The following is a 21187-nucleotide window of genomic DNA, read 5'->3' on the forward strand; positions in this document are numbered from 1 at the left end:
ATGGACGTCCTGCGTCCATCTCAGGCTGTGGAGAACCGTTTGTCCACAGCCTGAGGGGCCCTGTAGCCAAAATGTGTCGGCGACCGAACAATCGGTAGGTGAGGCGCATCACACCCGTGACGCGCCTGAAGCCGCTCCCACGAGGAGGTGCCGCTATGACGGTCATGGAGCAGCGAGGCGCGTACCGGCCATCGCCGCCGCCCGCCTGGCAGCCCCGTACGGACCCCGCGCCGCTGCTGCCCGACGCGGAGCCGTACCGCGTCCTCGGCACGGAGGCGGCCCAGGATGCCGACGCCGGGCTGCTGCGCAGGCTGTACGCCGAGCTGGTGCGAGGCCGCCGCTACAACGCGCAGGCCACCGCCCTCACCAAGCAGGGCCGTCTCGCCGTGTACCCCTCCAGCACCGGCCAGGAGGCCTGCGAGGTCGCCGCCGCGCTGGTCCTCCAGGAACAGGACTGGCTCTTCCCCAGCTACCGCGACACGCTGGCCGCCGTGGCACGCGGCGTGGACCCCGTCCAGGCCCTCACCCTGCTGCGCGGCGACTGGCACACCGGCTACGACCCGCGCGAGCACCGCGTGGCCCCCCTGTGCACCCCGCTCGCCACCCAGCTGCCGCACGCCGTCGGTCTCGCGCACGCCGCCCGGCTCAAGGGCGACGACGTGGTGGCGCTGGCCATGGTCGGCGACGGAGGCACCAGCGAGGGCGACTTCCACGAGGCGCTGAACTTCGCCGCCGTGTGGCAGGCGCCGGTCGTCTTCCTGGTGCAGAACAACGGCTTCGCGATCTCCGTCCCGCTCGCCAAGCAGACCGCGGCCCCGTCGCTGGCCCACAAGGCCGTCGGCTACGGGATGCCCGGCCGCCTGGTGGACGGCAACGACGCCGCCGCCGTGCACGAGGTCCTCGCCGACGCGGTACGGCACGCGCGCGCGGGAGGCGGCCCCACGCTCGTGGAGGCGATCACCTACCGCGTCGACGCGCACACCAACGCGGACGACGCGACCCGCTACCGGCAGGACGCCGAGGTCGAGACCTGGCGCGGACACGACCCGATCGCGCTCCTGGAGCACGAACTGACCGAACGCGGTCTCCTCGACGAGGACGGCAGGCGAGCCGCCCGGGACGCCGCCGAGGCCATGGCCGCCGACCTGCGCGCGCGCATGAACCAGGACCCGGTGCTCGACCCCATGGACCTGTTCGCCCATGTCTACGCCGACCCCACGCCGCACCTGCGCGAGCAGGAGGCCCAGCTGCGGGCGGAGCTGGAGGCCGGAGAGGAAGGGACGCACCGATGACCACCGTCGCCCTCAAGCCGGCCACCATGGCGCAGGCCCTCACCCGCGCGATGCGGGACGCCATGGCGGCCGACCCGGCCGTGCACGTCATGGGCGAGGACGTCGGAGCACTCGGCGGGGTCTTCCGGGTCACCGACGGGCTCGCCAAGGAGTTCGGCGAGGACCGCTGCACGGACACCCCGCTGGCCGAGGCGGGCATCCTCGGCACGGCCGTCGGCATGGCGATGTACGGGCTGCGTCCGGTCGTGGAGATGCAGTTCGACGCGTTCGCCTACCCCGCGTTCGAGCAGTTGATCTCGCACGTCTCCCGCATGCGCAACCGCACCCGCGGAGCGCTGCCGCTCCCGCTGACCATCCGCGTCCCCTACGGAGGCGGCATCGGCGGTGTCGAGCACCACAGCGACTCCTCCGAGGCGTACTACATGGCGACTCCGGGGCTCCACGTCGTCACGCCCGCGACCGTCGCCGACGCCTACGGGCTGCTGCGCGCCGCCATCGCCTCCGACGACCCGGTCGTCTTCCTGGAGCCCAAGCGTCTGTACTGGTCGAAGGACTCCTGGAACCCCGAGGAGCCGCCGGCCGTTGAACCGATCGGCCGCGCGGTGGTGCGGCGCTCGGGCCGGAGCGCCACGCTCATCACGTACGGGCCGTCCGTGCCCGTCTGCCTCGAAGCCGCCGAGGCGGCCCGGGACGAGGGCTGGGACCTCGAAGTCGTCGACCTGCGCTCCCTGGTGCCGTTCGACGACGAGACGGTCTGCGCCTCGGTACGGCGGACCGGGCGAGCGGTCGTCGTGCACGAGTCGGGCGGGTTCGGCGGCCCGGGCGGGGAGATCGCCTCCCGTGTCACGGAGCGCTGCTTCCACCACCTGGAGGCGCCGGTGCTGCGCGTGGCCGGGTTCGACATCCCCTACCCGCCGCCGATGCTGGAGCGTCACCACCTGCCCGGCGTGGACCGGATCCTGGACGCCGTGGGGCGTCTGCAGTGGGAGGCCGAGAGCTGATGGCACACGCGTCTGACATGCACAGCCTGGAGTTCAGGCTCCCCGACCTCGGGGAGGGGCTCACCGAGGCGGAGATCGTCCGGTGGCTGGTCGAGGTCGGCGACCTCGTCGCCGTCGACCAGCCGGTCGTCGAGGTCGAGACGGCCAAGGCGATGGTCGAGGTGCCGTGCCCCTACGGCGGGGTCGTCACCGCCCGCTTCGGCGACGAGGGCACGGAACTGCCCGTCGGGGCGCCGCTGATCACGGTGGCCGTGGGCGCGTCTGCCCCCGCCGGCGAGACCGAGGGCTCCGGGAACGTGCTGGTGGGCTACGGCACCTCCCAGGCGCCGGCGCGGCGCCGCCGGGTCCGCCCGGAACAGCCCACGCAGGCCGTCGCGGCGGCCGGGGCGGCGAACGGGCGGGTCCGTACGCCCGACGCGGACCATGACCGGGTCACGACGGCCGATGGGGCGGACGGCCCCGTTCCGGTGATCTCCCCCCTGGTGCGCAGGCTGGCCCGGGAGAACGGCCTCGATCTGCGGGAGCTGACCGGCTCCGGGCCCGACGGCCTGATCCTGCGCGCGGACGTGGAGTACGCGTTGCGGGCCGCCGCCGCGCACACGCGTACGACCGCCCCGTCCGCCGAGCCGCACACCGGCGTGACACCGGCGGCTGCGACCCCCACCGCCGTCCCGGCCTCCCCTCCCGCCCCCACCGGTACGACCGCACCCACCGGTACCCGTGTCCCCCTCAAGGGCATCCGGGGCGCCGTCGCCGACAAGCTGTCCCGCAGCCGCCGGGAGATCCCCGACGCCACCTGCTGGGTGGACGCCGACGCGACGGAGTTCATGCGGGCGCGTGCGGCGATGAACGCCGCCGGCGGGCCGAAGATCTCCGTCCTCGCCCTGCTGGCCCGTATCTGCACCGCGGCCCTGGCCCGCTACCCCGAGCTCAACTCCACGGTGGACACGCAGGCGCGGGAGGTCGTCCGGCTCGACCAGGTCCACCTCGGGTTCGCCGCGCAGACGGAGCGGGGTCTCGTCGTGCCCGTCGTCCGGGACGCACACACGCGCGACGCCGAGGCGCTGACCGCCGAGTTCGCCCGGCTGACCGAGGCGGCCCGCGCGGGCACCCTCGCCCTCACGGACGTCACCGGCGGCACCTTCACGCTGAACAACTACGGAGTGTTCGGCGTCGACGGCTCCACGCCGATCATCAACCACCCCGAGGCGGCCATGCTCGGTGTCGGCCGCATCGTGCCCAAGCCGTGGGTGCACGAGGGTGAGCTGGCGGTGCGTCAGGTCGTCCAGCTCTCGCTCACCTTCGACCACCGGGTCTGCGACGGCGGCACGGCGGGCGGCTTCCTGCGGTATGTGGCGGATTGCATGGAACAACCGGCGGTTCTGCTGCGCACCCTCTGACCGCCCGGCGATCACACCCCGATTGCCCGGCGTCCCCACGTTCCCTGTGATCGCGACGGCACGCATACTCGGGGGGTGACCGCCCACGAGCCTTCACCGGACGCCGAGTACGCCGAGCACGCCACGGACCTCCCGTACGACGCCGTCGTACTCGCCGGTGGTGCCGCCAAGCGGCTCGGCGGTGCGGACAAGCCCGGGGTGCGCGTGGGCGGACGGGCCCTGCTCGACCGGGTGCTCGGCGCCTGCGCCGACGCGCGCACCACCGTCGTCGTCGCCGAGCCCAGGCCGACCGCGCGGCCCGTGACCTGGGCGCGCGAGAGGCCGCCCGGCGGCGGACCGGTGGCCGCGCTCGCCGCGGGCCTGCGGCACACCACGGCCCAGGACGTCCTCGTCCTCTCCGCCGACCTGCCGTTCCTGACCGAGGAGACGGTACGGCGGCTGTTGACCGCCCTGCGTACCGGCGCCGCGGAGGGCGTGCTGCTCACGGACGCCGACGGCCGTGAGCAGCCGCTGGTCGCCGCGTACCGGGCGACCGCGCTGCGCCGGGAGCTGACGATGCTGGCCGGCGCGGCCTCCCGAAGCGGTTCCACCGCGGGCGGCGGCCTCACCGGGCTGCCACTGCGCCGGCTGACCGCGGGGCTCGGCCTCACCCGCGTCCCCGACCCCGTCGCGTCCTTCGACTGCGACACCTGGGACGACATCGCCACCGCCAGGGCACGGATCAGGGAGCATGAGCACGTGTTGGATGAATGGATCACCGCAGTCAAGGACGAGCTGGGCATCGACCTGGACGTCGACACCGGCGCCCTGCTCGACCTCGCCCGTGACGCCGCCCATGGCGTGGCACGGCCCGCGGCCCCGCTGACCACCTTCCTCGTCGGCTACGCTGCCGCGCTGGCCGGAGGCGGTCCGGAGGCGGTGGCCGAGGCGTCCCGCAAGGCCGCCGTCCTCGCCCTGCGCTGGGCCGACGAGACCGCCGCCGCCAAGCCCGACGTGGCCCCCGACGCCACTCCCGCTCCCCGCCCGGACGCCGGATGACCGCCCGCGCCACCCGCACCGGCGAGGACGCCGAGGATCTCGACGTCGAGGAGGTGCTCGCCCTCGTGAAGGACAACGGCCATAGCGCCGGTGACCACGTGCCCGCCCCCGCCCCGCGAGGCGACCGGCGCGGCGTGGCACCCACCCCGGCCGCCGCACCGCACTCCCGTCCCCGGGCCACCCCCTGGCCCGAGGCCCGCGCGCTCGCCGCCCGCGCCCCCCGCCCCGGCGCCCCCGTCTCCACGACCCTCGACGCCGCTCTCGGCCTCGCCCTGGCAGCCCCCCTGCCCGCCCTCACCGACCTCCCGTCCTTCGACACCTCCGCGATGGACGGCTGGGCGGTCGCCGGCCCCGGCCCCTGGGACGTACGGGACGAGGACATCCTGGCCGGGCACGGCGAACCCGAGCCCCTCACCGACGGCGAGGCCGTCCGGATCGCCACCGGCGCCCGTGTCCCGGCCGACACCTCCGCCGTCCTGCGCAGCGAGCACGGCCGCACCGACGACAAGGGCCACCTGCACGCCACCCGGGAGGTGGTCCAGGGCCAGGACATCCGACCGCGCGGCCAGGAATGCCGGGCCGGCGATCCGCTCCTCCCGGCCGGCACCCTCGTGACCCCGCCCGTCCTGGGCCTCGCCGCCGCCGCCGGGTACGACACCCTCGGCGTCGTACACCGCGCGCGTGTCGACGTGTTCGTCCTGGGCGACGAACTGCTCACCGAGGGCACCCCGCACGACGGGCTGATCCGCGACGCGCTCGGCCCGATGCTCCCGCCCTGGCTGCGCGCGCTCGGCGCCGAGGTGACCGCCGTACGCCGGCTCGGCGACGACGCCGACGCCCTGCGCGAGGCGATCACCACCTCCGGCGCCGACCTGATCCTCACGACCGGCGGCACCGCCGCCGGCCCCGTCGACCACGTCCATCCCACCCTGCGCCGCATCGGCGCGGAGCTTGTGGTGAACGGTGTGCGGGTGCGCCCCGGCCACCCCATGCTGCTGGCGCGCACCAAGGAGAACCAGCACCTCGTCGGCCTGCCCGGCAATCCCCTGGCGGCCGTCTCCGGCCTGCTGACGCTGGCCGAGCCGCTGCTGCGGACCCTCGCGGCACGCCCCGCGCCGGAGCCGTACACGCTGCCCTTGCAGGACGAGGCGCACGGGCATCCGTACGACACCCGGCTGATCCCCGTCGTGCTGCGCGGCGATCGGGCCGTGCCGCTGCACTACAACGGCCCGGCCATGCTGCGCGGCATCGCGGTGGCCGACGCGCTGGCCGTCGTGCCGCCCGGCGGCACACAAGCCGGCCAGGAGGCCGAACTTCTCGACCTGCCCTGGGCGAGCGCCGGGATCGGGGTGTGTTTCACGTGAAACTTCCGGGCCAGGACGCGATCGCCCGCCAGGCCGACGAACACCTGGTGACCCATCGGGTGAAGCTGCCGCGCAAAGTGGTGGAGCACCCCTTCCGCCAGGTGGCCAGACGGGTGCTCATGGCGCTGCTGGTGCTCGTGGTGACCGCTCTGATCGTCTACGTCGACCGTGACGGCTACAACGACAACTCCGACCAGTCCGTGGACTTCCTGGACGCCTGGTACTACGCGACCGTCACCCTCTCCACCACGGGTTACGGCGACATCACCCCGGTCAGTGACGCCGCCCGGCTCGTCAACATCTTCGTCGTCACACCTCTGCGCGTGCTGTTCCTGATCATCCTGGTCGGCACCACGCTCGAAGTCCTCACCGAACGGACCCGGGAGGAATGGCGACTCAACCGCTGGAGGTCCACCTTGCGCGACCACACCGTCGTCATCGGCTTCGGCACCAAGGGGCGGTCGGCGATCCAGACCGTCTGCGCGACGGGACTGAAGAAGGAGCAGGTCGTCGTGGTCGACCCGAGTTCCAAGGTGATCGACGCGGCGACCGCCGAGGGCTACGCCGGAGTCATGGGGGACGCCACGCGCAGCGAGGTGCTCAAGCGGGCCGAGGTGCACCGGGCCCGGAAGATCATCATCGCCACGCAGCGCGACGACACGGCCGTGCTGGTGACGCTGACCGCCCGGCAGCTCAACAAGGGCGCGAAGATCGTGGCCGCTGTGCGGGAGGAGGAGAACGCGCCGCTGCTGAAGCAGTCCGGCGCCGACGCGGTGATCACCAGCGCCAGCGCCGCCGGACGGCTGCTCGGACTGTCCGTGCTCAGCCCCGCGGCCGGCATGGTCATGGAGGACCTGATCCAGCAGGGCAGCGGGCTCGACATCATCGAGCGGCCGGTCATAAAGGCCGAGGTGGGCCGGAACCCGCGCGAGACGGACGACCTGGTGGTGAGCGTCGTCCGCGGGCACCGGGTGCTCGGCTACGACGATCCGGCCGTCGGGGCGCTGCAATTGACGGACCGCCTGATCACGATCGTGCGGGCGACGCCGGCCAGGCACGTCGCGCCCGACGTCCGCCCGATTCCCCAGGACTGACGGGCGAGACCGCGCCCGACGTCCGCCGGTCCCCCGCGGCCGACGGCTGACGGCTGACGGACGAGGGCCGTCAGCCGACTGAGCCGGCCGCGAGGGACCGGCACCTCCTACTTGCGGTTGTACAGCCGCATCGTGATCGGCCCGAAGACCAGCACGAACAGGGCCGACCAGCCCAGCGACCAGGCGACCTCGTCGGCCGGCCAGTCGCCGCCCATCAGACCGCGCACCGCCGACGCCAGATGCGTCACCGGGCTGTTGTTGACGAAGGCCTGAAGCCAGCCCGGCATGGTCTTCGGGTCGACGAAGACGTTGGACAGGAAGGTCAGCGGGAAGATCACCATCATGCTGACTCCCATCACCGACTTCTCGGTGCGCAGCATCAGCCCGAACATCGTCCAGATCCACGAGAAGGCGAACGAGAAGACGACCAGCAGGGCGATCCCGGCCAGGACGCCGCCGACCCCGCCGTCCGGGCGGTAGCCGAGGATCAGACCGACGGTCAGCATCACCACGGACGCGATCGTGTAGCGCAGGGCGTCGCCGAGGAGATAGCCGACCATCACCGACGGCCGCCAGATGGGCAGCGTGCGGAACCGGTCGAAGACGCCCTTCTCGATGTCCGTGTTGACCGAGACGCCGGTGTACATCGTGATCATCACGACCGACATCACCAGGATGCCCGGCAGCAGGAACTGGATGTACTCCTTCGGGGACCCGGCCAGGGCGCCCCCGAACAGGTACGTGTACATCAGCACCATCATGATCGGGAACGCCGTGACGTCGAAGAGCTGCTCCGGCACGTGCTTGATCTTGAGCATGGCCCGCCAGCCGAAGGTCAGCGAGGCCGACAGCGCGCTCGGGCGCGGCGGACGCTCACCGGCGACGAGCAGCGCGGCGAGCGACTCGGCGCTGACAGGGGCGAGGTCCTTGGTGTCGGTGGTGGTCGCGGTGCTCATGCTGCTGCCTCGCTCGTCTTCTCGTTGACCTTGGTGTCGTGTCCGGTGAGGGCGAGGAAGACCTCGTCCAGGCTGGGCTGTCCCAGCGAGAAGTTGTCGACGGTGATGCCACCGCGGGCCAGCTCGGCCAGTGCCCGGGCCGCCTGCTCGGCCGCGCCCCGCCCGTTGGCCGCCCCGCCCCCGACGCGGGCCGTCAGCGCCACCGGATCGGGTTCCAGCTGCACGTCCGCGTCCAGGGTCAGCCGCAGCACCTCCTGCGCCTGCGGTCGCTGGGCCGGATCACGCAGCCGCAGATGGACGGACCCCGCGCCCACGGACGCCTTCAGCTCGCCCTTCGTCCCCTCGGCGATCACCTTGCCCTGGTCGATGACGGCGATCCGGGACGCAAGCTGGTCTGCCTCGTCGAGGTACTGGGTGGTCAGCAGCACGGTGGTGCCCTGGGCGACGACCGCGCGCACGATGTCCCACACCTGGTTGCGGCTGCGCGGGTCGAGGCCGGTCGTCGGCTCGTCGAGGAAGAGCAGGTCGGGCGTGTTGAGAATGGAGGCGGCGATGTCGATGCGGCGCCGCATGCCGCCGGAGTAGTGCTTGACCTGCTTCGCGGCCGCGTCGGTGAGGCCGAAGGCCTCCAGCAGCTGCCCGGAGCGCTCGCGCGCGGCCTTCTTGCCCTGGCCGAGGAGGCGGCCCAGCAGGACCAGGTTCTCGGTGCCGGTGAGGTCCTCGTCCACGGACGCGTACTGGCCGGTGAGGCTGACCCGGCCGCGGACCTCGTCGGCCTCGCGGACGACGTCGTGGCCGAAGACGTGGGCCTGACCGCCGTCCGGCCGGAGCAGCGTGGCGAGCATCTTCACCGTGGTCGTCTTGCCGGCGCCGTTCGGGCCGAGGACGCCGTAGACCGTGCCGGCCGGCACCGCGAGGTCGACTCCGTCGACGGCCCGTGTCTCGCCGAACGTCTTCACCAGGCCTGCGGTCTCGATGGCCAGGCCGGACGTGTGCTGGCTCATGGTGGGTGTCCTTCCGCGTTCTTGGGTGACGCATGGGATGACCTTCACCGTCGCGCAAACTCATCGGTCGCGCACAGCGATTTTTCGTGGATCGGTCCAAGGGCGGAGGGAGAGACCGGCCGGGGACGCAGAGCACCCCGCCTGGAGACCGAGGAAAGCGTGGACCGTGACCTGGGGGACGCGTGGACCGTGACCGGGAGGGGCCCGCCCCGAGACCGAGGGCGGCTGGGCCCGTGGACCGAGCCAGGCAACCGGCCGGTGACCGACGGACATCGCACGGGGGCCGGACACGCCCCGGCCAGTGATCGCCGGACATCGCACGGGGGACCGACGGGTAGCGTCCCTTTCATGTATGCGATCACGATTCCCGAACCTGGTGGGCCCGAGGCGCTGGTATGGGACGAGGTCCCGGATCCCGTGCCCGGCGAGGGCGAGGTGCTGGTCGAGGTGACGGCCGGCGCCGTCAACCGTGCCGACATCCTCCAGCGGCAGGGCTTCTACGACCCGCCGCCCGGCACCTCTCCCTACCCCGGCCTGGAGTGCTCCGGTCGGATCGCCGCGCTCGGGACCGGCGTCTCCGGCTGGTCCATCGGCGACGAGGTGTGCGCCCTGCTCGCGGGCGGCGGCTACGCGCAGAAGGTCGCCGTCCCGGCCGGCCAGCTGCTGCCTGTGCCGGAGGGACTCGAGCTCAGGCAGGCCGCGGCGTTGCCCGAGGTGGTCTGCACGGTCTGGTCGAACGTCTTCATGGTCGCCCATCTCCGCCCCGACGAGACCTTGCTGGTGCACGGCGGTTCCAGCGGCATCGGCACGATGGCGATCCAGCTCGCCAAGGCCGTCGGCGCCAGGGTCGCCGTCACCGCCGGCACGAAGGAGAAGCTGGACCGCTGTGCCGAACTGGGCGCCGACATCCTGATCAACTACCGGGACCAGGACTTCGTCGAAGAGATCAGGAACGCCACCGACGGCGCGGGCGCGGACGTCATCCTCGACAACATGGGCGCCAAGTACCTCGACCGCAACGTGAGGGCCCTCGCCGTCCACGGCCGTCTCGCGATCATCGGGATGCAGGGCGGCATCAAGGGCGAGCTGAACATCGCCACGCTCCTGAGCAAGCGGGCCGCGATCAGCGCGACCTCGCTCCGGGCCCGCCCGCTCGGCGAGAAGGCGACGATCGTGGCGGCGGTACGTGAGCATGTCTGGCCGCTGCTGGAGGCCGGCCACGTACGTCCGGTCGTCGACCGCGAGGTCCCGATGAGCGACGCGGCCGCCGCACACCGGGTGGTGGAGGAGAGCGGCCACATCGGAAAGGTCCTGCTCGTCACCCCGTAGGGCACGGCCGGCCTCAGGGCGCTCCCCGCCGCACCCGGAGCGCGACGAACGCGAGACCCAGGCCGAGCCCGACGAGGATGAGTCCGCTGCCGAGCGGCAGGATGGGCAGTCGCGGCTCGGCGGCCCGCCGTACGCCCCGCGGCGGCGCGGACGGCATGAGGGCGGTCTCCCGGGGTGCTCTCGGTACGGCGGTGACGGCGCCGTCCGCCCGGCCGTCGAGGTCGCCGTCCACGCCGCCGTCCGCGTCTTCGTCGACGTTCAGGACGTTCTCTTCCTCCGGCGCCGGTTCCGACTCGACCGGGACCCGCCGCCCCGGCCGCTCCCGCCCCTCACCCGCCCGGCTCCCGGCCCGGGAGGGCGGGGCGGCGGACGGGGAGGGGGCGACGGAGGCGGAGGCCGAGGGGGAGGTCGAGGGGGAGGCCGACGCGGAGGCGCGCATCGGTCCGTGGGGAGCCACGGAACCCGGCGGTGAGCCGGAGGCGGACTCCTCCGCGCCGGCGGCGGCGACTCCCTCCGCCTCCGCGCTGACGGCCGGCGACGACTCGACGCGGTGCACCGTGCCCCTCCCGGACGCGGACGATCCCGAGCCCGTCGGCACGACCCCGGACGCGGACCCGGATGCGGATGCGGACACGACCCCGTAGGCGGACGCACCCCCGTACGGGGACACGACCCCGCCCGCCCCCGCCACGATGAGCAGTACCGTCGCCCGCGCCCATGGAGTCACGGGGCCAGCCTGACATTTGCCAACCTTCCCGGCACTCCGGGCTGGGCCGGAGGGTCGATGGGGGGCGTGGACGGTGGATCAGCCCTTAACGGGGGCACGACGGTGGTGAGGTGGAGCGGTGCGAGAGAATGGCGGCATGGAGATGCCGAGGAACGAACGGTCGACGGAGAACCCGCAGATCCTGGTCGTGGGCCAGGACGGGATGGCTCTCGGCGGCAAAGGAGACGAGGACTCCCGCCAGGTTCCGGTGACGGAGATGGTCGAGCAGCCCGCGAAGGTCATGCGGATCGGGAGCATGATCAAGCAGCTGCTGGAGGAAGTCCGCGCGGCTCCCCTGGACGAGGCGAGCCGGGTGCGGTTGAAGGAGATCCACGCCAGCTCGGTGAAGGAACTGGAGGACGGCCTGGCTCCCGAGCTCGTCGAGGAGCTGGAGCGGATCTCCCTCCCCTTCACGGAGGACACGACTCCGAGCGACGCGGAGCTGCGTATCGCGCAGGCCCAGTTGGTCGGCTGGCTGGAAGGTCTCTTCCACGGGATCCAGACCACCCTGTTCGCCCAGCAGATGGCCGCGCGGGCCCAGCTCGAACAGATGCGCCGCGCCCTTCCGCCGGGCATCGGCGGCCAGGAGGACGGTGACGACCCGCGCGCGGGCGGCCGTTCGGGAGGCCCGTACCTGTAGGTCTGTAGGTCCGAGAAGCGTGTGGGGCCCGGCAGTCGGATGCTGCCGGGCCCCACACGCTTGTGCCCTATGTCCCCGCGGGGTTGCCGGTGGACACGTCGAACTGCATCTTCGGCGGGTCCTTCGGGTCGAAGTCGGTGCCCGCCTCGGGGAACTGCTTCATGACGGTGCCGTCGCCCCAGGTGTTCTCGTCCACCTTGTTCTGGGCGTAGTTCCAGCCGGCGTCCTGGAGGCACTTGAGGACCGAGTCCCAGTTCTTGTACTGGAAGTTCGGCATCTTCACCTGGTCCGGATCGCTGCCCGACTCCTCCGGCTCGGTGCACTCGGTCGCCTCGATCGTCCGCCCGGTCTCCGGCCCGCGGTAGCCCTCCACCGTGCTCGACGAGGCCGAGGGGGTGGCGCTGGTGTCCCCGCCCGCTTCGTCACCGTTGCCGCGGTTCATCAGCAAGGTCACGAGCAGTCCGCCCACCGCGACGATGGACACGACGATCGAACCGATGATCACCGGCCTGTTGCCCTTGCCGCCACCACCGCCGCCACCGCCGGAGTTCGCCGCCGCGTACTGGGGCGCGATGGTGTACGGCGGCTGGTTCGACGTGGCCTGCTGCGGCGCGTACGCGGCCGGGCCCGGCGTCTGGTAACCCGGCTGCTGCGGGTAGCCGTACGCCGGGGAGTGCGCCGACGGAGCCGGCGTGCCGTAGGGGTTCGGGGTCGGCTGGTAGGGCGTCTGGACGTTGCCCTGGGGCGGGGGCGGCGTCTGGTCGACCGGTGGGAACACCGCGGAGCCGACGCCCGCGCCGCTCGGCGTCTGGGCGCCGGGGACGATGCTCGGGGCGGTCGGCTGGTAGGACGAGGCCACGCGCAGGCACTCGTCGCGCATGGCTTCGGCGCTCGGGAAACGCTCGTTCGGGTTCTTCTTCAGCGCGCGGGCGATCAGCGCGTCCACGGCCGGTGGCAGCGCGCGGTTGATCGACGAAGGAGCGACCGGCTCCTCCTGCACGTGCGCGTACGCGATCGCCAGCGGCGAGTCCGCGTCGAACGGCAGCCGCCCGGTGACCAGCTGGAACAGCATGATGCCGACCGAGTACAGGTCGGAGCGGGCGTCCACCCCGCGCCCCAGCGCCTGCTCCGGCGAGAGGTACTGCGGGGTGCCGACGACCATGCCGGTCTGGGTCATCGAGGTGACCCCGGACTGCATGGCGCGCGCGATGCCGAAGTCCATTACCTTGACGACCCCGCGCTTGGTCATCATCACGTTGCCCGGCTTGATGTCCCGGTGGACCAGCCCCATCTCGTGGCTGATCTCCAGCGCCGCCAGCACGTCCGCGGTGATCTTCAGCGCCTTGTCGGCGGGCATCGCGCCGAACTGCCGTACGTCCTCGTCGAGCACCGAGCCCAGCGGGCGGCCCTCGATGTACTCCATGACGATGTACGGCATCGTCGTGCCGTCCAGCTCGTCCTCGCCGGTGTCGAAGACCGAGACGATGTTGGTGTGCGTGAGCTTGGCCACGGCCTGGGCCTCGCGGCGGAAGCGCTCGCGGAAGGCCTGCTCCCGGCCCAGCTCGGTGTGCAGGGTCTTGACCGCGACCTGCCGGTCGAGCACGGCGTCGTACGCGAGGTGGACCGAGGCCATGCCGCCCTCGCCGAGCAAGTCGCGCAGCTGGTAACGGCCGCCGGCCAGCGCCCGCCCCGCATACCGGCCGTGTGCGGCGTCCTGGCTCATGTTCTGCGTCCCCCATAGCCTTTCAGGCGCCGGCGCGTGCCGTTGATGCCGAGTCGTCGATCCCGACAGGATCCCGGAAGCCGTTGATCCAATGCGCTATTCCCGGCCAAGTCTGCCCGAGGGCACTGACACGTCAAGCTCGGTGCCCGTTCCGTGACCGTACGCGAAGGAAGCGTCGCGGAAGCGTTACAGCGGGTGTACGGACGGCACACAGGATTTGCACGCCGGTGGGGAGTACGGGTTTGATGGCCGGTCCGTCTCCGACCGGTCCCCGGGACCTTCCCGGACCGGCGGCTTGCGCGGAGGCTGTAGCGTGGCCGACGGAGACCGTAACAACACCGCGCGCACCGCGGGCAGAAACGACGGCGAGGACTGATGGCACAGCAGCAGCGCGCTCAGGGCCCGTCCGACCCCGAGGCGACTGGCGGCGGAATGTCAGATGCGCCGGAACTGTGGGGTAACGGCGGGCTGGTCGGGGACGGCCGGTACCGGCTGACCCGCAGACTCGGCCGGGGCGGCATGGCCGAGGTGTTCGCGGCCGAGGACGTGCGCCTGGGCCGCACCGTGGCGGTCAAGCTGCTGCGCGCCGATCTCGCCGAGGATCCCGTCTCCAAGGCCCGTTTCACCCGCGAGGCCCAGTCGGTGGCCGGGCTCAACCACCACGCGATCGTCGCCGTGTACGACTCCGGCGAGGACTTCGTGGGCGGCCAGTCCGTGCCGTACATCGTGATGGAGATCGTCGAGGGACGGACGATCCGCGACCTCCTCCTCAACGCCGAGGCGCCCGGTCCAGAGCAGGCGCTGATCATCGTCTCGGGGGTGCTGGAGGCGCTCGCCTATTCGCACCAGCACGGCATCGTGCACCGCGACATCAAGCCCGCCAACGTGATCATCACGCACAACGGCGCCGTGAAGGTCATGGACTTCGGCATCGCCCGGGCCCTGCACGGGGCGTCCACGACGATGACGCAGACCGGCATGGTCATGGGCACCCCGCAGTACCTCTCCCCGGAGCAGGCGCTCGGCAAGGCCGTCGACCACCGGTCCGACCTGTACGCGACGGGCTGTCTCCTCTACGAACTTCTCGCGCTGCGTCCGCCGTTCACCGGCGAGACCCCGCTGTCGGTCGTCTACCAGCACGTCCAGGACATCCCGACGCCCCCGTCCGAGGTCTCCGACGGCGTCCCGCCGGAGCTGGACGGTCTCGTCATGCGCTCGCTCGCCAAGGAGCCGGACGACCGGTTCCAGACGGCCGAGGAGATGCGCGGGCTGGTCCAGTACGGCCTACAGATGCTGTACGAGCAGGGCGGCCACACCGGCACCTGGAACACCGGCCCCGTCGACACGCACGACGGCCGGCACACTCCGGCGGCGGGCCTCGCCGGCACGGCCGTGATGGGACACGCCGGCGTGGACGCCTCCGGCACCACGCAGATCCCGCAGCAGATCCTGCCCGCCGGTTACGGCGGCGGGGACGACGGCGGCTTCGAGGGGCACGGCAACCGGGGCGGCGGCCGCGGCAAGCTGTGGATCCTCGCCGTGCTCGCGGTGGTCGCCATAGCGGCGGGCGTGGCGCTGGCGCTCCAGGGCGGCACCGGGAAGAGCGGCGGCACCGACACCACGAAGTCGCCGACCACCTCGCCGAGCGCCGACAAGCAGACGGCCAGCGAGACGCCGAGCGACGACCCGAGCGAAGAGCCCTCCGACACGACCACGGACAACGGGACGGGCACGGGGTCCGGTTCGGGCTACACGCCCCCGTACTCCGCGCCCGCCTACACGCCGTCGCAGTCGGCCCCGCAGGACCCGAGCACGGAGCCGTCGGACGAGGTGACGCCGTCGGAGCCGTCGGACGAGGTGACGCCGTCGGATCCGGTGACGCCGTCGGACGATCCGGTGGACGAGAGCCCTGACACCCTCGGGGGCGTCACGGGCAACGGCGGCACCGACGCCGGCGCGGAAGGCTGACCACAACGGCGTACACCGTCACGCGCGCGTGCGACCCGGAAACGGGCCGCACGCGCGCGTGCTTGTGCGACGGGCACTCCGACGGACAAGGCCTTCCGACGGACAAGGCCTTCGGACGGGCAACGCGTTCAGGTGGGCGAGGTCCTCGGCTGGGCAAGGCCGTCCGACGCGGACAGCGTTCCGCGAGCCGGGCGGCTCAGTCCGTGAAGGCGTCGCACACCGCGTCGTACTGCCGCGTCCACCAGACGGCGAGCGCCGAGGCCGCCGGGAACTGCGGGTCCGCGCGGGTGTCACCGCGTTCGTAGTGCCAGCGCAGCATCCAGAAGTCGTTCAGACGCTCCCACCACACCCGGTGTACGGCCGCCGCGAGCTGTGAGGGCGTGGCCCCGGCCGCCCGCCGGTACGCGCGCGCGTAGGCCCGTACCTTCGGCAGGTCCAGGCTGCCGACGGGCAGCACGAAGAAGATCGCGGCGGCGCGTACGGCCTCCTCCGCGCGGGGTTTCACGCCGAGCCGGTCCCAGTCGACGATCGCGGCCGGGGCGTCTCCCCTGTAGAGCAGGTTGAACGGGTGGAAGTCCCCGTGCACCCAGCCCACCGAGCTCCCGCACGGCGGCCGCCGGTCGGCGTGCCGCTCCAGCAGCGTGCGCCGCTCCTGGAGCCGGTGGCGGGCCAGCTCGTCGAAGGCGTCGGCGGGATGGTGGCGGCGCACCCGGGCGAGCAGCCGGTCGATGAGGGCGAAGGTGTCGGCGGGATCGGGACTGCCGACGGGGTGGAGGGCGTCGGCCGGCTGCCCGGGCCCGCTTGCCCCCGAGGCGAGTGAGGCAGCGGAGGAAGCAGTGGAGGCCTCAGAGGCGCCGGTGGCGATGGGGGCCCTTGAGGCCGCTGAGACTGTGGGGACTTCCGCACCCACGGCAGCCCGCGTCCGCGCCGCCTGCGACGGCAGCAGGACGCGCGCCCGTGCCTGCCTCGGCATCACGTGTTCCAGGCTGGCGTGCACCACCCCGAGCAGGGCCCCGAGCCGTCCGCACTGGGCGGTGGTCAGCTGACCGCCGTGGCGGTGGCGGCCGTCGATCCAGGGGTGCAGGGCGTAGGCGTGGCCGCCGACGACCGCGACCGTGCGGCCGTCCCGGCCGGTCAGCGGCGGGGCCACCGGGACGCCGAGGTCGGCCAGCCGCTGGGTGGCCCGGTGCTGGCGGGCGATCGCGGCGGGATCGGCGGTCTCCGGGTCGAAGTGGTGCTTGAGGAAGTAGCGCCCGCGGGTCGTGCACAGGCGGTAGCCGCGGTTGAGCAGTCCCTGGTCGACGGGCTCGCAGGTGAGGGCGGACCCGGCGGCGTACTGGCGGAGGACGGCGCCCAGCGGGGGCGCGAGGGGTACGAGGGGTGGTACACAAGAGCGCGGCACGCTGCCCGATGCTAGGGCACACGAGACGCCCCTGAGCTGCGGGTTGTCACAGGCAGTCCCTTTCGGTCACGGTTCGTGCCGGAAGCGGTTCCGTCCTCGCGCGCGCGGTCGGCGTTAGGCAGGACGTGTGGTCTCGCGGTCGGAGAACTCTTCCCGTGACCTGGGTCACCGGGATAACGTGCCGTTGTTCCGGCCCCCTGCGAGGCTGTGACCAGGAACTGTTCCCGGTTTTGCGGATTTACTTGGATATCCAAGCAAAAACGCAGGTCAGGAGGGGTTTCACAGAAATGTGGAGCACTGGGTAACGTGCATTTTGCAGGGCGCTCGCCGGGGCACCTGTCACGCCTGTTCCCCACTGAGCCGCACCCACCCCGTGCGTCCGTGGGTCACAGGTGAGCCGCACTGGCACCCGGCGAACCCGGGTAGCCGGACCGACGGAGGAGCACACGTGACCGTGGACAGCACTGCCGCGCGCACACCGCGACGCAGCGCAGGTACGACCGCTACAAGCACGGCCGGCAAGCGCGCGACCGCGAAGAAGCCGTCGGCGACCGCGAAGAAGGCGCCGGACGGCGAGCCTCAGCTCGTCCAGTTGCTGACGCCCGAGGGCAAGCGCGTCAAGAGCGCCGCCTACGACAAGTACATCGCCGGCATCACACCGGAGGAGCTCCGCGGCCTGTACCGCGACATGGTGCTCACCCGCCGCTTCGACGCCGAGGCCACCTCCCTGCAACGCCAGGGCGAGCTGGGACTGTGGGCCTCGCTGCTCGGCCAGGAGGCCGCCCAGATCGGCTCCGGTCGCGCCACCCGCGCGGACGACTACGTCTTCCCGACCTACCGGGAGCACGGCGTCGCCTGGTGCCGCGGCGTCGACCCGGCCAACCTGCTCGGCATGTTCCGCGGCGTGAACAACGGCGGCTGGGACCCGAACAGCAACAACTTCCACCTGTACACGATCGTCATCGGTTCGCAGACCCTGCACGCCACCGGCTACGCGATGGGCGTCGCCAAGGACGGCGCGGACAGCGCGGTGATCGCCTACTTCGGCGACGGCGCCTCCAGCCAGGGTGACGTCGCTGAATCGTTCACCTTCTCCGCGGTCTACAACGCCCCGGTGGTGTTCTTCTGCCAGAACAACCAGTGGGCCATCTCCGAGCCCACCGAGAAGCAGACCCGCGTCCCGCTCTACCAGCGTGCGCAGGGCTACGGCTTCCCCGGCGTCCGCGTCGACGGCAACGACGTACTGGCCTGCCTCGCGGTGACCAAGTGGGCGCTGGAGCGCGCTCGCGGCGGCGAGGGCCCGACCCTGGTCGAGGCGTACACGTACCGCATGGGCGCCCACACCACCTCCGACGACCCCACCCGCTACCGCCACGACGACGAGCGGGTCGCCTGGGAGGCGAAGGACCCGATCCTGCGCCTTCGCCGGTACCTGGAGGCCTCGAACCACACGGACGAGGCATTCTTCGCGGAACTGGAGACGGAGAGCGAGGCGTTGGGCAGGCGAGTACGCGAAGCGGTCCGGTCCATGCCGGACCCCGACCGCTTCGCCATCTTCGAGCACGCGTATGCGGACGGGCACACGCTCGTCGACGAGGAGCGAGCGCAGTTCGCCGCCTACCAGGCGTCGTTCGCCGAGGAAGAGGGGGGTAACTGACATGGCCGGCACCGTGACATCCGAGGCCGCGACGCACAGGGCCGCGACAACGACGACCATGGCGCTCGCGAAGGCGATCAACGAATCGCTGCGCACCGCCCTGGAGGCCGACCCCAAGGTCCTGGTCATGGGCGAGGACGTCGGCAAGCTCGGCGGCGTCTTCCGCGTGACGGACGGCCTGCAGAAGGACTTCGGCGAGAGCCGGGTGATCGACACCCCCCTCGCCGAGTCCGGCATCGTCGGCACGGCGATCGGCCTCGCCCTGCGCGGCTACCGTCCGGTCGTGGAGATCCAGTTCGACGGGTTCGTCTTCCCGGCCTACGACCAGATCGTCACCCAGCTCGCGAAGATGCACGCGCGCTCCCTGGGCAAGGTCAAGCTGCCGGTCGTCGTCCGCATCCCCTACGGCGGCGGCATCGGCGCGGTGGAGCACCACTCCGAGTCCCCGGAGTCACTGTTCGCGCACGTGGCGGGCCTGAAGGTGGTCTCCCCGTCCAACTCGTCGGACGCCTACTGGATGCTCCAGCAGGCCATCCAGAGCGACGACCCGGTGATCTTCTTCGAGCCCAAGCGCCGCTACTGGGACAAGTCCGAGGTCAGCAAGGAGACCATCCCGGACCCGCTGCACACGGCGCGCGTGGTCCGCGAGGGCAGCGACCTGACTCTCGTCGCCTACGGCCCGATGGTGAAGCTCTGCCAGGAGGTGGCCGACGCCGCCGCCGAGGAGGGCAAGTCCCTGGAGGTCCTGGACCTGCGCTCGGTGTCCCCGCTGGACTTCGACTCCATCCAGGCGTCGGTGGAGAAGACCCGCCGCCTGGTCGTGGTCCACGAGGCACCGGTGTTCTTCGGCTCGGGCGCGGAGATCGCCGCCCGGATCACGGAGCGCTGCTTCTACCACCTGGAGGCTCCGGTGCTCAGGGTCGGCGGCTATCACGCCCCGTACCCGCCGGCCCGCCTGGAGGAGGAGTACCTGCCGGGCCTGGACCGGGTGCTCGACACCGTCGACCGTGCCCTGGCGTACTGAGGAGAGGGTCGTGACGACGATGACGGAAGCGTCCGTACGCGAGTTCAGGATGCCGGACGTGGGCGAGGGGCTCACCGAGGCCGAGATCCTCAAGTGGTACGTCCAGCCCGGCGACACGGTGACCGACGGCCAGGTGGTCTGCGAGGTGGAGACCGCGAAGGCGGCGGTGGAACTGCCGATCCCCTACGACGGCGTCGTACGGGAACTCCGCTTCCCCGAGGGCACCACGGTGGACGTGGGCACCGCGATCATCGCGGTGGACGTGGCGGGCGGCGGCGCGGCCGCCGTGGAGCCGGGGCCCGGGGTGCCGCAGCAGGAGGAGCCCCGGCAGGACGCCGGGCAGGGGCAGCCGAAGCCCCAGCAGTCCACGTCGGCGGGCTCCGGCCGCCAGCCGGTCCTGGTCGGCTACGGCGTGGCGGTCTCCTCGACCAAGCGGCGCCCCCGCAAGGGCCCGGAGATCCCGGTCCAGGAGGCGTCCACGGCCATCCAGGCGGAGCTGAACGGCCACGGGGGCGCGGCCGGCGCGGTCAGGGCCCGTCCGCTGGCCAAGCCGCCGGTGCGCAAGCTGGCCAAGGACCTGGGTGTCGACCTCGCGACGGTCGTCCCGTCCGGTCCGGACGGCATCATCACCCGCGAGGACGTGCACGCGGCGGTGGCTCCGCCGAAGCCGGCCCCCGAGCCGGTCGCGGAGCCCGCTGTGCCCGCCGTGTCCGCGCCCGTGGTGCCGGCCGTGCCGTCCGACGGGGCGCGTGAGACCCGCGTCCCGGTCAAGGGTGTCCGCAGGGCCACGGCGGCGGCGATGGTCGGCTCGGCGTTCACGGCGCCGCACGTGACGGAGTTCGTGACGGTCGACGTCACCCGGACGATGAAGCTGGTCGAGGAGCTCAAGCAGGACAAGGAGCTCCAGGGTCTGCGGGTCAACCCGCTGCTGCTGATCGCCAAGGCCCTGCTGGTCGCGATCCGGCGCCACCCGGACATCAACGCGTCCTGGGACGAGGCGAACCAGGAGATCGTGGTCAAGCACTACGTCAACCTGGGCATCGCGGCGGCCACCCCCCGCGGCCTGATCGTGCCGAACATCAAGGACGCCCACGCCAAGACCCTGCCGCAGCTGGCGCAGGCGCTGGGCGAGCTGGTGGCGACGGCACGCGAGGGCAGGACGTCCCCGGCCGCGATGCAGGGCGGCACGGTGACGATCACCAACGTCGGCGTCTTCGGCGTCGACACGGGCACGCCGATCCTCAACCCCGGCGAGTCCGCGATCCTCGCGGTCGGCTCGATCAAGCTCCAGCCGTGGGTGCACAAGGGCAAGGTGAAGCCCCGTCAGGTGACGACCCTGGCCCTCTCCTTCGACCACCGCCTGGTGGACGGGGAGCTGGGTTCGAAGGTCCTCGCGGACGTGGCGGCGATCCTGGAACAGCCGAAGCGGTTGATCACCTGGGCGTGAGGTGCCGGTGCCCCCGTCCCGGACGGGGGCACCGGCACAGGTGAAGGGCCCCTCGCCGGAAGCGAGGGGCCCTTCATCCGTG

The 21187-nt window shown here is 72.2% G+C and carries 17 protein-coding genes; 12 read left to right on the forward strand and 5 right to left on the reverse strand.

All coding sequences use genetic code 11. From position 1 onward, the window contains the following. Positions 1 to 155 precede the first annotated feature (155 nt). From pdhA (QQS16_RS21900) to QQS16_RS21925, 6 genes are all read left to right on the forward strand, one after another. Positions 156 to 1292, forward strand: a complete 1137-nt coding sequence (pdhA, locus tag QQS16_RS21900; protein WP_286063540.1) for a pyruvate dehydrogenase (acetyl-transferring) E1 component subunit alpha — start codon at positions 156 to 158, stop codon at positions 1290 to 1292. Further along, positions 1289 to 2293 carry an alpha-ketoacid dehydrogenase subunit beta gene (locus QQS16_RS21905; RefSeq protein ID WP_286063541.1) on the forward strand — a complete coding sequence of 335 codons (1005 nt, stop codon included), beginning with the start codon at positions 1289 to 1291 and terminating at the stop codon, positions 2291 to 2293. Before pdhA (QQS16_RS21900) ends, QQS16_RS21905 begins: the two co-directional genes overlap by 4 nt. Then, positions 2293 to 3693, forward strand: a complete 1401-nt coding sequence (locus tag QQS16_RS21910) for a dihydrolipoamide acetyltransferase family protein (protein WP_286063542.1) — start codon at positions 2293 to 2295, stop codon at positions 3691 to 3693. The genes QQS16_RS21905 and QQS16_RS21910 overlap by 1 nt, the downstream gene beginning before the upstream one ends. 75 nt (positions 3694 to 3768) lie before the next feature. Beyond that, positions 3769 to 4731 (forward strand): NTP transferase domain-containing protein, encoded by a 963-nt coding sequence (locus QQS16_RS21915; RefSeq protein WP_286063543.1) that lies wholly within the window; start codon positions 3769 to 3771, stop codon positions 4729 to 4731. Further along, positions 4728 to 6095 (forward strand): molybdopterin molybdotransferase MoeA, encoded by a 1368-nt coding sequence (locus tag QQS16_RS21920; protein ID WP_286063544.1) that lies wholly within the window; start codon positions 4728 to 4730, stop codon positions 6093 to 6095. Before QQS16_RS21915 ends, QQS16_RS21920 begins: the two co-directional genes overlap by 4 nt. Beyond that, the gene (locus tag QQS16_RS21925) at positions 6092 to 7189 is read left to right on the forward strand and encodes a potassium channel family protein (RefSeq protein WP_286063545.1); all 1098 of its coding nucleotides are present in this window, start codon (positions 6092 to 6094) and stop codon (positions 7187 to 7189) included. Before QQS16_RS21920 ends, QQS16_RS21925 begins: the two co-directional genes overlap by 4 nt. Positions 7190 to 7296: 107 nt before the next feature. On the opposite strand, the gene QQS16_RS21930 is transcribed toward QQS16_RS21925, so the two are convergent. Both QQS16_RS21930 and QQS16_RS21935 read right to left on the reverse strand, forming a co-directional pair. Further along, entirely contained in the window at positions 7297 to 8145 is an 849-nt protein-coding gene (locus QQS16_RS21930; protein ID WP_286063546.1) for an ABC transporter permease, read from the reverse strand. After that, positions 8142 to 9149, reverse strand: coding sequence for an ATP-binding cassette domain-containing protein (locus tag QQS16_RS21935; RefSeq protein ID WP_286063547.1), 1008 nt, complete (start codon positions 9147 to 9149; stop codon positions 8142 to 8144). The genes QQS16_RS21930 and QQS16_RS21935 overlap by 4 nt, the downstream gene beginning before the upstream one ends. A gap of 348 nt (positions 9150 to 9497) precedes the next feature. Between QQS16_RS21935 and QQS16_RS21940 the strand changes: the two genes are divergently transcribed. After that, on the forward strand, positions 9498 to 10478 hold the full coding sequence (locus tag QQS16_RS21940) for an NAD(P)H-quinone oxidoreductase (RefSeq protein ID WP_286063548.1): 981 nt from the start codon (positions 9498 to 9500) through the stop codon (positions 10476 to 10478). 13 nt (positions 10479 to 10491) lie between these two features. Here QQS16_RS21940 and QQS16_RS21945 read toward each other — a convergent pair whose 3' ends face one another. Then, positions 10492 to 11205 carry a hypothetical protein gene (locus QQS16_RS21945; RefSeq protein ID WP_286063549.1) on the reverse strand — a complete coding sequence of 238 codons (714 nt, stop codon included), beginning with the start codon at positions 11203 to 11205 and terminating at the stop codon, positions 10492 to 10494. A gap of 136 nt (positions 11206 to 11341) precedes the next feature. On the opposite strand from QQS16_RS21945, the gene QQS16_RS21950 reads away from it, so the two are divergent. After that, the gene (locus QQS16_RS21950; protein ID WP_286063550.1) at positions 11342 to 11884 is read left to right on the forward strand and encodes a bacterial proteasome activator family protein; all 543 of its coding nucleotides are present in this window, start codon (positions 11342 to 11344) and stop codon (positions 11882 to 11884) included. A 67-nt stretch (positions 11885 to 11951) separates the two neighbouring features. Here the strand turns inward: QQS16_RS21950 and QQS16_RS21955 are convergent, their stop codons facing one another. Next, positions 11952 to 13607 (reverse strand): protein kinase domain-containing protein, encoded by a 1656-nt coding sequence (locus QQS16_RS21955; RefSeq protein WP_286063551.1) that lies wholly within the window; start codon positions 13605 to 13607, stop codon positions 11952 to 11954. Between the two features lie 375 nt (positions 13608 to 13982). On the opposite strand from QQS16_RS21955, the gene QQS16_RS21960 reads away from it, so the two are divergent. Continuing rightward, positions 13983 to 15575 carry a protein kinase domain-containing protein gene (locus QQS16_RS21960; protein WP_286063552.1) on the forward strand — a complete coding sequence of 531 codons (1593 nt, stop codon included), beginning with the start codon at positions 13983 to 13985 and terminating at the stop codon, positions 15573 to 15575. Positions 15576 to 15771: 196 nt separating this feature from the next. Here the strand turns inward: QQS16_RS21960 and QQS16_RS21965 are convergent, their stop codons facing one another. Then, positions 15772 to 16977: a phosphotransferase gene (locus QQS16_RS21965; RefSeq protein WP_286063553.1), complete on the reverse strand. Its 1206-nt coding sequence runs from the start codon at positions 16975 to 16977 to the stop codon at positions 15772 to 15774. 448 nt (positions 16978 to 17425) lie between these two features. Here QQS16_RS21965 and pdhA (QQS16_RS21970) point away from each other — a divergent pair, with 448 nt between their 5' ends. Genes pdhA (QQS16_RS21970) through QQS16_RS21980 form a run of 3 tightly spaced genes read left to right on the forward strand, consistent with a single transcriptional unit; the run spans position 17426 to position 21105 of the window. Then, complete coding sequence (gene pdhA, locus QQS16_RS21970) at positions 17426 to 18634, forward strand: pyruvate dehydrogenase (acetyl-transferring) E1 component subunit alpha (RefSeq protein ID WP_286063554.1); 1209 nt, start codon at positions 17426 to 17428, stop codon at positions 18632 to 18634. Between the two features lie 58 nt (positions 18635 to 18692). Then, positions 18693 to 19658 carry an alpha-ketoacid dehydrogenase subunit beta gene (locus QQS16_RS21975; protein WP_286063555.1) on the forward strand — a complete coding sequence of 322 codons (966 nt, stop codon included), beginning with the start codon at positions 18693 to 18695 and terminating at the stop codon, positions 19656 to 19658. Positions 19659 to 19668: 10 nt separating this feature from the next. Beyond that, positions 19669 to 21105 carry a dihydrolipoamide acetyltransferase family protein gene (locus tag QQS16_RS21980; protein ID WP_286063556.1) on the forward strand — a complete coding sequence of 479 codons (1437 nt, stop codon included), beginning with the start codon at positions 19669 to 19671 and terminating at the stop codon, positions 21103 to 21105. Positions 21106 to 21187: the final 82 nt, after the last annotated feature.

The sequence above is a fragment of the Streptomyces sp. ALI-76-A genome (assembly GCF_030287445.1).
In the GTDB taxonomy this organism is placed as follows: domain Bacteria; phylum Actinomycetota; class Actinomycetes; order Streptomycetales; family Streptomycetaceae; genus Streptomyces.

Coding starts and splice junctions, on each gene's coding strand:
- pdhA (WP_286063540.1), top strand. CDS start 156: ATGACGGTCATGGAGCAGCGAGGCGCGTACCGGCCATCGCCGCCGCCC.
- QQS16_RS21905 (WP_286063541.1), top strand. CDS start 1,289: ATGACCACCGTCGCCCTCAAGCCGGCCACCATGGCGCAGGCCCTCACC.
- QQS16_RS21910 (WP_286063542.1), top strand. CDS start 2,293: ATGGCACACGCGTCTGACATGCACAGCCTGGAGTTCAGGCTCCCCGAC.
- QQS16_RS21920 (WP_286063544.1), top strand. CDS start 4,728: ATGACCGCCCGCGCCACCCGCACCGGCGAGGACGCCGAGGATCTCGAC.
- QQS16_RS21930 (WP_286063546.1), bottom strand. CDS start 8,145: ATGAGCACCGCGACCACCACCGACACCAAGGACCTCGCCCCTGTCAGC.
- QQS16_RS21935 (WP_286063547.1), bottom strand. CDS start 9,149: ATGAGCCAGCACACGTCCGGCCTGGCCATCGAGACCGCAGGCCTGGTG.
- QQS16_RS21940 (WP_286063548.1), top strand. CDS start 9,498: ATGTATGCGATCACGATTCCCGAACCTGGTGGGCCCGAGGCGCTGGTA.
- QQS16_RS21950 (WP_286063550.1), top strand. CDS start 11,342: ATGGAGATGCCGAGGAACGAACGGTCGACGGAGAACCCGCAGATCCTG.
- QQS16_RS21955 (WP_286063551.1), bottom strand. CDS start 13,607: ATGAGCCAGGACGCCGCACACGGCCGGTATGCGGGGCGGGCGCTGGCC.
- QQS16_RS21960 (WP_286063552.1), top strand. CDS start 13,983: ATGGCACAGCAGCAGCGCGCTCAGGGCCCGTCCGACCCCGAGGCGACT.
- QQS16_RS21975 (WP_286063555.1), top strand. CDS start 18,693: ATGGCGCTCGCGAAGGCGATCAACGAATCGCTGCGCACCGCCCTGGAG.